Source organism: Streptosporangium sp. NPDC050855 (assembly GCF_044456585.1).
Classification (GTDB): domain Bacteria; phylum Actinomycetota; class Actinomycetes; order Streptosporangiales; family Streptosporangiaceae; genus Streptosporangium; species Streptosporangium longisporum.
Window position 1 is genome coordinate 216,005 of record NZ_JBITFY010000001.1, and the last position, 11,901, is coordinate 227,905.

An 11,901-nucleotide genomic window follows, 5' to 3' on the forward strand; every position below is an offset into this window, starting at 1 on the left:
GTCTCCCGGAGCGCCCGCGTCACGCCCGGCTCACACCTTCACACCTGGGCCGGGCGGACCTGGAGCACGCCGTCGCGGCGGATGCGGGTCTCGAAGGACGGCTGCGGAGCGGTGGCCGGACCGTGCACGACGGCCCCGTCGGAGAGCCGGAAGGTGCTCCCGTGCCACGGGCAGACCACGCACGCGGTGCCCTCCTCCGAGACCAGCCGTCCCTGGTGGAGCGGACCGGCCAGGTGGGCGCAGTGGTCGGCGAGGACGGTGACGCCGCTGCCCACGCGGAGCACGAACAGGTCGATGTACCCGAGCCTCCGGGTCACCGGGCGCCCGTCCGGCAGGTCGGTGACCTCGCACAGGTCGTGCCAGCCCAGCGGCACCAGGTGGGCCACCGACTCGGCGTGGTTGGCCCCGGCGGCCTGGCGGTAGGCCAGGTGACCGCCGAGATAACCGCCCACGCTCGCGGCGCCCAGCCCGGCGAACGAGAGCATCCGCCCGGTCCGGTCCCGGCCGGCCAGCCGGAAGGCCAGGGACCCGGTGTAGAACCCCAGGGCCGTCAGGTTGGCGATCGCGTGCACGAACCCCACCCGTTGCTGCTCGCGGTGCAGCGCCGACCAGTCGGTCACGCCCGCCGCCACCGCGGGTATCGCGGTGGCGAGCCCGCCGGCGACCAGCAGCCGCGACGCCCGCGGGTCGGCACGGGTCGCGTCCAGCACCGCCGTGGCGGCCCAGAGCCCCAGGGCGAGGTTGGCGAGCGGCGGATGGAGCGGTTTGCCGATCGGCACCCCGTGCAGCAGGTCCCGGAGCGGTCCCGGGCCGATCCGCCGGCGCACGGCCTTGGCGAGCACGCGGATGGGCCTGTCGGCCCTGGGCGACCGCTCGATCCGGTCGGTCAGCTCCACCCCGGGCACCAGACGCTTGAAAGGTCTGCGTCCTGTTTTGACGGTTTCCTTCACCATCGCCCCTTTCTTAGCCCTTAGGGACCTACCCGGGAAAGGCGTTATGCACGCGCCAAATGCCCCCGGCTGACAGAGAGGGCGATGATCTCGGTGGCGTAGGCGCCCAGCGTCGGCGACCCCTCCTCGATGATCTTCACTTTCTCCAGGACCTGCTCGGCCGTCACCTTGTAGAGCGACCAGGTGCCGCCCTCGTTGTGGTGGTTGGCCATGATGGGCGCGATGCGGTCGAGGGCCTTGGCGAACCGGGCCTCCGGCGTCCTGCGCTCCTCGAACTCGTCCCAGAGCGCGCGCAGCCGCTCGGCCTGGTCGTCGGGGAGGAGCCCGAAGATCCGGTCGGCGGCCTTGCGCTCTATGCCGAGCTGGGCCTCGACGGCCTGGCTGTCGTAGATGAACGTGTCACCGGCGTCGATCTCGACGATGTCGTGGACGAGCAGCATCGCGACGACCCTGTCGAGATCGGTGCCCGGTGGTGCGTGCTCGGCCAGGACCATCGCCAGCATGCCCACGTACCACGAATGCTCGGCGTCGTTCTCCCGCCGCGACCCGTCCATGAGGGTGTTGCGGCGGACGACGCGCCTGAGCTTGTCGATCTCCATGGCGAAGCTGAGCTGAGCGTGCAGGCGGTCCTGTGCTGGAGGGGTGGTCACGCGCGCAAGCCTAATGCGCGCCGATCCCCCTTTTCCGAGCGATCATGGGATCACACGCGGCCGAGTGTCACCGGAACCCCGTTGAACACCGCGTTTCCGGAGGGAACGTCCACCACGGAATCGTCGGTGAGCGTGTTCGCGTTCACCCCCGCGTGTTCGGCGGCCACCGGCTGAGCGCTTCCGGCGTGCCCCCAGCCGTGCGGCAGGCTCACCACCCCCGGCATGATCGTGTCGGTCGGCTCCAGCGGCACGACCAGCTCTCCGGCGGCCGACCGGACCACGGCCCGCCCGTCCAGCCCGAGCCTTCTCACGTCGTCGGGGTTGATCTGCAGCGTGCACCGGTTGCTCCCGCCGACCAGCGGTCCCACGTTGTGCAGCCAGCTGTTGTTCGACCGCAGGTGGCGCCTGCCGATCAGCACCATCTCCGCGGGCGGCACGTCCAGCCGGCCGCGCAGCCGCCCGACGTCCTCCACCAGCGGCGCCGGGGCCAGCTCCACCCTCCCGGAGGCGGTGCGCAGGATCTCCGCCAGCCGGGGTTCCAGCGGTCCCAGGTCGATGCCGTGCGGGGCGTCCAGGAGCGCGGCGAGCGAGAGCCCGTACGGGCCGAGCCTGAGCATGGCGTCCAGCCGCCTCTCCGCCCCGCTGCCGCCGTCGAGCGAGGCGCGCAGCTCGGCCGGGTCCATCCCCTCCACCGGCGAGCCGGGCGTCTCGACCGCCCTGGCGAGCATCCGGTCGAGGATCGGCTCGTCCAGCGCGGCCGGGTCCGCGTCCGCGCCCTGTCCCGAGGCGATCATCGCCAGCCGCGCCAGGATCTCCGCCTCTGACGGCCGTCCGGGCTCCAGCGGCAGGACCGGCGGGGAGAACCGCGCGTAGTTGCGGACCGCGAACGACAGCAGCGTCAGGTCGTAGTGCGGGGACTGTGTCGTCCGCGGCGGCGGCAGGATGACGTTCGCGTGCCGCGTGGTCTCGTTCAGGTACGGGTCCACGCAGACCATGAAGTCCAGGTCGCGGAAGGCCCGGTCCAGCCGGGGCCCGCCGGGCGCCGACAGGACCGGGTTGCCGGCCACCATGACCAGCCCCCTGATCTGCCCCTCCCCGGGGGTCTCGATCTCGTCGGCGAGGGTGGCAACCGGCAGCTCGCCGTTCGCCTCCGGCAGGTTCCGGACGCGGCTGTGCCAGCGCCCCGTGGTGTACGGCCTGGTCCGGCGGCCGTTCTCGGTGGCGGGCCTGGCGAACATGACCCCGCCGGGACGGTCGAGGTTGCCGGTCAGGATGTTGACGACGTCGACCAGCCACTGCGCGACCGTGCCGAACTCGGCGGTACAGGTGCCGATGCGGGCGTAGACGGCGGCCGTCCGGGCGGCGGCCAGCTCGCGCGCCAGCCCGGCGATCCGGTCGGCGGGCACGCCGCAGACCGGGGCCACCGCCTCGGGGGCGAAGTCCTTCGCCAGCCGCCGGACCTCCTCCAGCCCGTCGGCCTCGACCTCCACCGAGGTGAGATCCTCGGCCAGCAGCGTGTGCACGATGCCGAACAGCAGGTACGCGTCGGTGCCCGGCCGGATGAACAGGTGCTCGTCGGCCAGGGCGGCGGTGCGGGTGCGGCGGGGGTCGACGACCACGAGCCGGCCGCCCCGCGCGCGCAGCGCCTTGAGGCGGCCGGGGAAGTCGGGGGCGGTGCAGAGCGAGCCGTTGGACTCCAGCGGGTTGGCGCCGAGCATCAGCAGGTGGTCGGTGCGGTCCAGGTCGGGCACGGCGATGGCCATCGGGTCACCGAACATCAGGCCGCAGGAGACGTGCTTGGGCATCTGGTCGACGGTGCTGGCGGAGAAGACGTTACGGGTGCCCAGGGCCCGGATCAGCGGCCCGCCGTACAGGGCGCCGGCCATGGAGTGGGCGTTGGGGTTGCCGACGTAGACGGCCAGCGCGGAGCGGCCGTGGGCGCCGATCACCGCGGACAGGCCCTCCTCGACCGTGCGGAACGCCTCCTGCCAGGAGACCTCCCGCCACGTCTCGCCCGTCCGGACCATCGGGACGCGCAGCCGGTCGGGATCCTCGTCCAGGCGGCCCAGGCTCGCGCCCTTGGGGCAGATGAACCCCCGCGAGAACGGGTCGTCGGGGTCGCCCTTGACCGAGGTGACGTGCCCGGTGTCGTCGAGGGTGAGCCGGAGACCGCAGACGGCCTCGCAGAGGGGGCAGGTCCGGTGCGCTGTTCTCATCGGCACTCCTGGGTTCGACGAATGAACTCATCATGGCCGCGGGCCGGGACGAGGGGAAGCCCCGGAGCGCGAACTCCGGGGCTTCCGGGACCCGAGGGGACGGCGCACGCGCCGCGGAGCTCACGCCGCGACGTCGCCCGCCCCCGGGTCGAGGACGGGCGCCAGGGCCAGGGCGGGGGCGGCGCTCCGCTCGGCCCGCAGGAGGTCGAACCGGGGCTCGCGGTAGTACCTGGCGCAGAAACCGGTGCGGGTCACGGTCCAGCCGAGCCGGTAGGCCCATTCATCCTGGTCCATGTAGAGCTCACGGTCGGTCACGTAGATCACATTGCGAATGAAGGTCTTGATTCCACGGGTTCTGTTGGTACGGTGGAAGGACATAGGAGACTCCCTTCGTGGCTTTGACGCGGAGTTCTTGTGCCAACCGGGTCGGTGGCCGCCGGCCCGGTGTTTTTTACGCCGATGAAGGCGTTTCTTTTTGACGCGTGCGACTCTGGGCCGTCGCCGGCCGATTCCCCTGTCCCCCTGACGGCCTCCCCGCGTCGACCCCGTGTTCCTCTCGCGGACGGCGTCGCCGATCGGCCGTGCGCCCGTCCCGCCCCGCGCACGGCTCGGACAGATCCCGAAGGCGCTTCCCCCGGACGATCGCCGGTGGTTTCCCCGATCTTTCGAGACCCTTCCTGTTCTGATAGTCGCTCAGCATAGATTTGGCTGCAAGACTTGCCGTAAGGAAAAAAGCAATAAACTTCCACACATACACTGCAAGTGTCGGTGCAATTTGCACTATCATTCGTCGGGTTCCTGTCGAGGCCGCGACACACGCCCGCCCGTCATGGTGAGGAGGTCGTGATGCCGCAGCGTGGCAGTCCAGCGCTCCGCCGGCGACGGCTGGGCCTGGAGTTGCGCAGGCTTCGCGAGGGGCTCGACCTGACCGGTGACGAGGTGTCCGGCCGCCTGAGGTGGTCGACCGCCAAGGTCAGCCGGATCGAGACCGCCAGAACGCTGGCCAAGGAGGCCGACGTCGAGGCGCTCATCGAGTTGTACGAGGTCGAGGAGCCCCTACGGGGGATCCTGGTCGCGCTACGGCACGACGCCGCCCAGAAGGGGTGGTGGGAGAGATATCGCAGTTCCGTCCCCGAGGAGTACATCACGCTGATCGGGACGGAGGCGGAGGCCACCAGGGCGCGGAACTGGGAACCCCAGATCGTGCCCGGCCTTCTCCAGACGGAGGATTACGTTCTGGGCGTCCACCACGCCAGCCAGGACGCCAGCCGGCTCCCGCCGAGCTGGATCCAGGACCGGGTCGAGATACGGATGACGCGCCAGCGCACGCTGCTGCACGTGCCCGACCCGCTGGTCCATGTGAGCGTGCTCCACGAGTCCGTGCTGAAGAACCAGTACGGTGACGCCCGCGTCATGCGGGACCAGCTCGTGCACCTGATCGAGGTCTCGGAGCTGGAGCACGTGGAGATGAGAATCCTTCCCCAGGACGTTCCGCCACCGGTGTCCACCGGCGCTTTCCTGCACCTGGAGTTTGCCGACTTTCCCGACGTCGTCTACGAGGAGTCTCTCCGCGGCGGGCAGTTCGTCGAGGATGCGGAAATCGTCTACACGTATGAACGTGCCTTCGGACACCTGATGGAATGCGCCCTCGACGAGGCGGCGTCGCAGGAGCTCATCAAGAAGACAATCGAGTACTGGAACAGGTAGCGGCACATCATCGTCCGCCGCTGCTCCGTCGCTTTCGAAGAATTTCCGGGAAAAACAATGAACGCGAACAATCACAATGACGTGATCTGGAAGAAGAGCGCCCTGAGCGCCGCCAGTGGCAACTGTGTCGAGGTGGCCAGGCTGGACGGGGGACGCGTCGGGGTCCGGGACAGCAAGGACCGGTCCGGTGCGGTTCTCCTCTTCACTCCCGGCGAGTGGGACTCCTTCGTCGGGGGGGTGAAGGACGGGGAGTTCGACATGTAGCGGGAAGCGGCCCCGGAACTCTCGTAAGAGAACAAGAGCCGCCCCGTCGTGATTTATCGCGTTTTCATCGCTTCTGCCCGCCGGATGGATTGACGGCCCGCCGGTGGGACAGGGGAGAATCATCGCACATCGGGAGACCGTGCAGGATACGGTGTCCTATCTCGACGTGCCCAATACCTTGCACGTTCTTCATCACGCCTTCATCCTTAAGGTGCCTTATGGTCCCTGGTGGGAGAAGGGGTGGGCTGTGTCTGATGTTGACCTATCCAGAGTGATCTGGCGGAAAAGTCAGCAGAGCGCGACCAACGGCAACTGTGTCGAGGTGGCTCACCTGCACGGGCGGGGGTTCGCGGTCAGGGACAGCAAGGACAGGGGCGGGCCGTCACTGGTCTTCGACGCCCGCGGGTGGGCCGCGTTCGTCGCGGCGGTGAAGGACGGGCGCTTCGACGTCCTCCCCGGGGCGGGTGTCACCGGCCGAACCCGGGCGATTCGACCGGGCGACCCGTTCGCGTCGCGAGGAATCGAATCCGCTCCGGCGAGTTGTGTCGCCGGGCGGGGGTGAGGTGGCATCCTCGGATACCGATGGACACGTACAGAGCCCGCCGCCCCGCCCTGGCCGCCGCGATCACCCTCTCGGCCGTGCTTCTCGCGGCCTGTTCCGCGGCCGAGTCGGCCGCTCCCGCGAGATCCCCGGACGTCGTGGAGAAGCCGACCGACCGGGCCGAGCCCACCCCGACGCCGGAACGCAGGCCGTACACCATCTCCTTCGGCGGTGACGTGCACTTCGAGGGCGTGCTGCGGACCCGGCTGAACGCCGACCCCAAGACCGCGCTCGGCCCCATCGCCAGGGTGCTCAGGCGCTCCGACCTGGCGATGGTGAACCTGGAGACCGCGATCACCACCGGGGGCACCCCGGCCCCCGGCAAGCAGTACACCTTCCGTGCCCCGGCCACCGCGCTGACCGCGCTGAAGGCCGCCGGGGTGGACGTCGCGTCGCTGGCGAACAACCACGGCATGGACTACATGCAGGCCGGGCTGACCGACTCCCTCGCCGCCATCAAGCGCACCAGGTTCCCCGTGGTGGGCGTGGGCAGGAACGAGGCCGAGGCGTACCGGCCCTGGCGGACGACGGTGAACGGCAACCGCGTCGCCATCATCGGCGCCACCCAGGTCCTGGACGCGGAGTTCATCCAGGCGTGGACGGCGGCCGGCGACAAGGGCGGCCTGGCCTCGGCCAAGAACGAGGCGCGGCTGATCCAGGAGGTGCGCAAGGCCCGCAGGAACTCCGACACCGTCATCGTCCACCTGCACTGGGGCACCGAGCTGCAGAAGTGCCCCAACGAGGCGCAGCGCGCCCTGGCGCCCAAGCTGGTCGCGGCCGGCGCGGACGTCGTGGTGGGCGGCCACGCGCACATCCTGCTGGGCGGCGGCTACCTGAAGAACAGCTACGTCAACTACGGGCTGGGCAACTTCGTCTTCTACAACTGGGGTCCCGACACCGGCAGGACCGGCGTGCTCACCCTGACGATCAACGGCCGCAAGGTGCTCAAGGACCGGTGGACCCCGGCCGGGATCCAGGGCGGGGTGCCGATCCCGATCACCGGGCTCGGGCGGCAGCAGGCCATCGCGGGCTGGAAGGCGCTGCGCGCCTGCACCGGCCTGTCCGCCAAGCCGGCCGGATCCGGCTGACGCGTCCGCCCGCGCGGACGCGAGCCGCGGACGGGATCTCACCCGGCACGCCCGCACAGGTGCGCCCGTGCCGGGCGGCCCGGCGCGGACGGCCCGCCGGGCATCGCCCATACGGGACCGCCGACGGGGTATGGGGTGGGCAGAAGCTGATTCTGTTCCGTTACTGTACTGGACTAACCGTCCAACAGGAGGCTGTCATGCGGTGGGTCGAGTCCGGTGACGTACGGCTGGCGATGTTCGAACAGGGCGACCCCTCCGCGCCCACCGTCCTGATGGTGCACGGCTACCCCGACACCCACCGGGTCTGGGACGAGGTGGCCGACCTGCTGCAGGACCGTTTCCACGTGGTCTGCTACGACGTCCGCGGCGCCGGCCTCTCCGGTGCCCCGTCCGAGACCTCGGGCTACGACTACGACCACCTGGCCGCCGACCTGACCGCCGTCCTGGACGCGGTGGGCAAGCCGGGCGTGCACCTCGCCGGGCACGACTGGGGATCCATCCAGGGCTGGCAGCTGATCGGCAGGCCGGGCATCGAGGAACGGATCCTCTCCTTCACCTCCCTGGGCGGCGTGCACCCCGGCCAGGCGGCCGACTTCATGCGGCACGGCAAGAGGAACAAGGTCGCCGGCCAGCTCCTGCGCTCCTGGTACATCGGGGCCTTCCAGATCCCCGCGCTCCCCGAGACCGTCCTGCGGGCGACGCTGCCGCGCCTGGCGAACCGCTTCGGCGCGCCCGCGCGCCCGGGGCACCCCGCGGACACGCTTGTCGAGGACGGCGTGAACGGTCTCGGCCTCTACCGGGCCAACCTGCCCTTCTCCGGCGGCGCGTCCGACGACGCCCCCCTCCCGCAGGTCCCCGTCCAGCTCGTCGAGTGCACGAAGGACCCCTTCGTCTCGCCGGCGCTGCTCGCCTCCACGTACCTATGGGCGCCCCGGCTCTGGCACCGCCGCCTGCACGCGGGGCACTGGCCGCAGCGCAGCCACCCCCGCGTGCTCGCCCACATGATCACCGAGTTCGTCGAGCACGTCGAGGGGGCGGAGCCGTCCAGGGAGCTGCGCAGGGCCGGGCCGGGCGAGCGCGGTCCCTTCGACGACCGGCTGGTGGTGATCACGGGCGCGGGCAGCGGGATCGGCCGGGCCACGGCCCGCGCCTTCGCCGCGCACGGAGCCGAGGTGATCTGCGCGGACATCGACCTCGACGCGGCCCGGCGCACCGTCGAGGGCATCGCCGACCGCGGGGGAGCGGCGCACGCCCTCCGGGTGGACGTCGCGGACGCTACGGCGATGGAGGAGTTCGCCCGGCTGGTGAAGGACCGTCACGGCGTCGCCGACATCGTGGTCAACAACGCGGGCATCGTGGTCGCGGGCGCCTTCCTGGACCACTCGGTCGAGGACTGGCGGCGCACCCTGGACGTCAACCTGTGGGGCGTCATCCACGGCTGCCGCCTGTTCGCCGCGCAGATGGTCGAGCGCGGCCAGGGCGGTCACATCGTGAACCTCGCCTCGGTCGCCTCCTTCCTTCCCACCCGGCTGCTGCCGGCGTACTCGGTCTCCAAGGCGGCGGTGAAGTCGCTCAGCGACTGCCTGCGCGCCGAGCTGGCCGGGCGGGGCATCGGGGTCACCGCGATCTGCCCCGGGTTCGTCTCCACCCCGATCGCGCACAACACCGTCTACGTCGGCGAGTTCTCCGAGGGCGCCGAGGGGCCGGCCGCGAAGGCGGTGGCCGCGCGCGGGTACCCGCCCGAGCGGGTGGCCGCGCACATCCTGCGGGCCGTCCACCGCAACCTGCCGGTCGTCCCGGTGAACGCCGAGGGCACGTTCGGCTACGCGCTCTCGCGCATCTCCCCGGCGGCCGTCCGCGGTGTGGCACGACTCACCGGGAGCGGAGAAATCTCGAGATTGACGAATAAGCGCTGACCCCGCGGTGCCGTAGGGGCAAGATGGTGGGGTGTCCATCGTGCCTGCCGAGGAGTCATGCCAGGCGCCCCTGAGGCGCCGTCCCACCCAGCGCCGGAGCGCGCGGCGCGTCGAGCGGATGCTCGACGCGTGCGCCGACCTGCTCGACGAGATCGGCTACGACGCGCTCTCCACCACCCGGATCGCCGAGCGCGCCGGAGTCGCCATCGGTTCGGTCTACCAGTTCTTCCCCGACAAGCGGGCCATCGCCCAGGCGGTGACCCGCCGCCACGTCGAGGGGTTCGTCTCCCGGGTCGGCAACCGCTTCCTGTCCGAGGACTACGCCGGCTGGTGGGAGGCGATCGACGCGATCATCGACGAGTACGTGGAGATGCACAGGACCGTGCCGGGCTTCCGGTCCCTGCACTTCGGCGACGTCGTCGACCTCAACCTGCTCGACCCTGAGTCCGACAACAACACGGTGATCGCCGGACGGCTCCGCGGCCTGCTGCTGCAGGAGTACGGGCTGGCCGACAGCGAGGAGTTCGACCTGGCCATCCTGGTCGCGGTCGAGGCCGGGGACGCGGTGCTCAAGCTGGCCTTCCGGCGGGACCCGAACGGTGCCCCGGAGATCGTGGACGAGGCCAAGCGCCTGATCCGCGGTTACCTGAACCGCCAGTTCGGGCGCGGTTCGGACTGAGCGGCGCCGGGCGGGAGATCCTCCTCCGGGGGTTCCCCGCCCCGCCCCGCGAGGCCCTCGCCACCGGCGGGGAGGGACCCCTGCCGCCACAGTGTCCTGCGGCCCTCCTCCCGCCCGATCTCCCGACCGCCCTCCGGGGCCGCCTCCGGATCGCTCCCCGAGCCGGTCCCCGAGCCGGTCCCCGAGTCGCTCCCCGAGCCGGTCCTCGGGTCGCCCTCGCGACCGGTCTCCGGGTCGCCTTCCCGGCCGGTCTTCGGGCCGTCGGTGATCTGCTCCCCGCGCGCCTCGATCCTGCCCCGGCGTTCGAACCGCGCCGGGTACCGGTCCCGCGCGACGGCCTGGCCGCCCGCTCCGAGGACCCCGTTCGCCTCGTACGACTCCCCGAGCTCCGCGAGCTCCGCGAGCTCCGCGAGCTCCGCGGGCTCCGCGGATTCCGCGGCCTCCGGGGACCCGGCCGTCCCGCCCGCCGGGTACCGTCCCGCCGCCACGTCCCGCTCGTCGAGGTCGCGGCTCTGCCACCGGGCCCACCGCTCCTCGTCCTGTCGCCGCTGCGCGTCCTGTCGCTGCAGGTCCTGCCACCGGGTGTGGAACCACCGGTGGCGCATCCACCTCTCGCGCGGTCCTTCCGCGTCCTGCCCGGCCGGGACGGGGACGACCGAGCCGGGGGCGGGCGGGCGGCGTCCTGCCGTTCCCGTCCCGTCGCGCTCGCCTGTGGAGTCGCGGGCGGACGAACAGGACCGGCGATCGGCAGAGGCGGCCGCCTGCAGCCTGCGGTGCCGGTAGGCCTGTTCCACCCTCCTGATCCGGGCGGCCAGCCGCTCCCGCTGAATCCTGCTCTCCAGGCTGAGCAGTTCCCGGTGGGCCTGTCCGATGGCCTCCATCTTGACCGACAGGTACCCCGCCGACCCCGGAACGATCACCGAGAAGGCCAGGAGGAGCATCAGGACGAAGGCCGTCTGCTTGGACATGCCCATCACGGCTCCCCCCGGCGGATGCCCTCCCCTAGCAGGAGTCGCCGCTCATATGCCCGTTGCGCTGGGAGGACACGCGCATCGTGATGATTCGTTTACCCAAGGTCACGGTGACAATACCTGCCGTTGGGCGTACGCGATCGAGCGTCGCTCGGTACTCTCGCGATGTGGCGCATGTGACACGTGAGCAGCTTGATCGACTGCTTGAGCAGGCACTTCTGGCCGACGATCATGAAGACCTGGCCCGGCGGCTCGAAACCCTGGTCGAGACGTACGCGTCCGGCGACATATCACGGGCGGCGATCCTCGTGCTCGCCGCCGAGGAGTGGCGGCAGGCCGGGCAGCCCGCCCGGGCTCTCGACTGCTTCCAGCGGGCGGTGGACGACGGCGGCGAGGTCAGCGTCGACCCCCGTGCCGGGATCGCCGACACCCTCTTCGAGCTCGAACAGCCCGGTGAGGCGAGGGAGGTGATCGAGGCGATCCGCGCCGGCGGTGACGTCACCGCGGCGACCGCTCTCACGATCGCCGAGACCCTCGTCGCCTACGGTGACCTGACGGAGGCCCATCGGTGGGCCACCGAGGGGGCGCACCGGGCCGTGCAGGGCGGTGGCGAGCACCTCGCCCTGCTGCGGACCCGCTACCGGATCCGTGTCGACCTCGGTCTTCCCGAGGACGAGCTCGACGCGCTCCTGGACGCCTCGCACTGATCGCGCCGCCGTCGCTCGCGGTCCTGTCACGCGAGTACGGGGTCCGTTCCCGCGTGCTCGCGGGCCGACCGGGGGCGGGGACGTCGCGGGGCGGGCGGGTTTTGCCGCGCCCCCCCCACCACCGGAGTTACGGGAGCCCCCCCCCCCCCCAA

General features: G+C 71.2%; 12 protein-coding genes. 7 read left to right on the plus strand and 5 right to left on the minus strand.

Annotation, left to right across the window (positions count from 1 at the left end):
• Positions 1-38 precede the first annotated feature (38 nt).
• The 4 genes from ACIBCT_RS00950 to ACIBCT_RS00965 form a co-directional block, all read right to left on the minus strand.
• Positions 39-953 carry a Rieske 2Fe-2S domain-containing protein gene (locus ACIBCT_RS00950; protein ID WP_399185322.1) on the minus strand — a complete coding sequence of 305 codons (915 nt, stop codon included), beginning with the start codon at positions 951-953 and terminating at the stop codon, positions 39-41.
• A 41-nt stretch (positions 954-994) separates the two neighbouring features.
• A complete protein-coding gene (locus ACIBCT_RS00955; RefSeq protein ID WP_399186079.1) occupies positions 995-1,549 on the minus strand; it encodes an HD family hydrolase in 555 nt (184 codons plus the stop codon).
• 101 nt (positions 1,550-1,650) lie between these two features.
• The gene (locus tag ACIBCT_RS00960; RefSeq protein WP_399185323.1) at positions 1,651-3,816 is read right to left on the minus strand and encodes a molybdopterin-dependent oxidoreductase; all 2,166 of its coding nucleotides are present in this window, start codon (positions 3,814-3,816) and stop codon (positions 1,651-1,653) included.
• 120 nt (positions 3,817-3,936) lie between these two features.
• Positions 3,937-4,131, minus strand: a complete 195-nt coding sequence (locus ACIBCT_RS00965) for a hypothetical protein (RefSeq protein ID WP_399185324.1) — start codon at positions 4,129-4,131, stop codon at positions 3,937-3,939.
• 531 nt (positions 4,132-4,662) lie between these two features.
• Here ACIBCT_RS00965 and ACIBCT_RS00970 point away from each other — a divergent pair.
• From ACIBCT_RS00970 to ACIBCT_RS00995, 6 genes are all read left to right on the plus strand, one after another.
• Positions 4,663-5,523: a helix-turn-helix domain-containing protein gene (locus ACIBCT_RS00970; protein ID WP_399185325.1), complete on the plus strand. Its 861-nt coding sequence runs from the start codon at positions 4,663-4,665 to the stop codon at positions 5,521-5,523.
• A 57-nt stretch (positions 5,524-5,580) separates the two neighbouring features.
• Positions 5,581-5,787, plus strand: a complete 207-nt coding sequence (locus ACIBCT_RS00975; RefSeq protein ID WP_399185326.1) for a DUF397 domain-containing protein — start codon at positions 5,581-5,583, stop codon at positions 5,785-5,787.
• A gap of 271 nt (positions 5,788-6,058) precedes the next feature.
• Positions 6,059-6,349, plus strand: a complete 291-nt coding sequence (locus ACIBCT_RS00980; RefSeq protein ID WP_399186080.1) for a DUF397 domain-containing protein — start codon at positions 6,059-6,061, stop codon at positions 6,347-6,349.
• 20 nt (positions 6,350-6,369) lie between these two features.
• Positions 6,370-7,476 carry a CapA family protein gene (locus ACIBCT_RS00985; RefSeq protein WP_399185327.1) on the plus strand — a complete coding sequence of 369 codons (1,107 nt, stop codon included), beginning with the start codon at positions 6,370-6,372 and terminating at the stop codon, positions 7,474-7,476.
• A gap of 197 nt (positions 7,477-7,673) precedes the next feature.
• Positions 7,674-9,392 (plus strand): SDR family oxidoreductase, encoded by a 1,719-nt coding sequence (locus tag ACIBCT_RS00990; protein WP_399185328.1) that lies wholly within the window; start codon positions 7,674-7,676, stop codon positions 9,390-9,392.
• A 31-nt stretch (positions 9,393-9,423) separates the two neighbouring features.
• Positions 9,424-10,071, plus strand: a complete 648-nt coding sequence (locus tag ACIBCT_RS00995) for a TetR family transcriptional regulator (RefSeq protein WP_344891198.1) — start codon at positions 9,424-9,426, stop codon at positions 10,069-10,071.
• Here ACIBCT_RS00995 and ACIBCT_RS01000 read toward each other — a convergent pair.
• The gene (locus tag ACIBCT_RS01000) at positions 10,035-11,039 is read right to left on the minus strand and encodes a hypothetical protein (protein WP_399185329.1); all 1,005 of its coding nucleotides are present in this window, start codon (positions 11,037-11,039) and stop codon (positions 10,035-10,037) included. The two genes, ACIBCT_RS00995 and ACIBCT_RS01000, sit on opposite strands and share 37 nt — an antisense overlap.
• 170 nt (positions 11,040-11,209) lie before the next feature.
• Here ACIBCT_RS01000 and ACIBCT_RS01005 point away from each other — a divergent pair, with 170 nt between their 5' ends.
• Entirely contained in the window at positions 11,210-11,749 is a 540-nt protein-coding gene (locus ACIBCT_RS01005) for a tol-pal system YbgF family protein (RefSeq protein WP_399185330.1), read from the plus strand.
• The last annotated feature ends 152 nt before the right edge of the window (positions 11,750-11,901 follow it).

Coding starts and splice junctions, on each gene's coding strand:
- ACIBCT_RS00950 (WP_399185322.1), bottom strand. CDS start 953: ATGGTGAAGGAAACCGTCAAAACAGGACGCAGACCTTTCAAGCGTCTG.
- ACIBCT_RS00955 (WP_399186079.1), bottom strand. CDS start 1,549: ATGGAGATCGACAAGCTCAGGCGCGTCGTCCGCCGCAACACCCTCATG.
- ACIBCT_RS00960 (WP_399185323.1), bottom strand. CDS start 3,816: ATGAGAACAGCGCACCGGACCTGCCCCCTCTGCGAGGCCGTCTGCGGT.
- ACIBCT_RS00970 (WP_399185325.1), top strand. CDS start 4,663: ATGCCGCAGCGTGGCAGTCCAGCGCTCCGCCGGCGACGGCTGGGCCTG.
- ACIBCT_RS00975 (WP_399185326.1), top strand. CDS start 5,581: ATGAACGCGAACAATCACAATGACGTGATCTGGAAGAAGAGCGCCCTG.
- ACIBCT_RS00985 (WP_399185327.1), top strand. CDS start 6,370: ATGGACACGTACAGAGCCCGCCGCCCCGCCCTGGCCGCCGCGATCACC.
- ACIBCT_RS00990 (WP_399185328.1), top strand. CDS start 7,674: ATGCGGTGGGTCGAGTCCGGTGACGTACGGCTGGCGATGTTCGAACAG.
- ACIBCT_RS01000 (WP_399185329.1), bottom strand. CDS start 11,039: ATGTCCAAGCAGACGGCCTTCGTCCTGATGCTCCTCCTGGCCTTCTCG.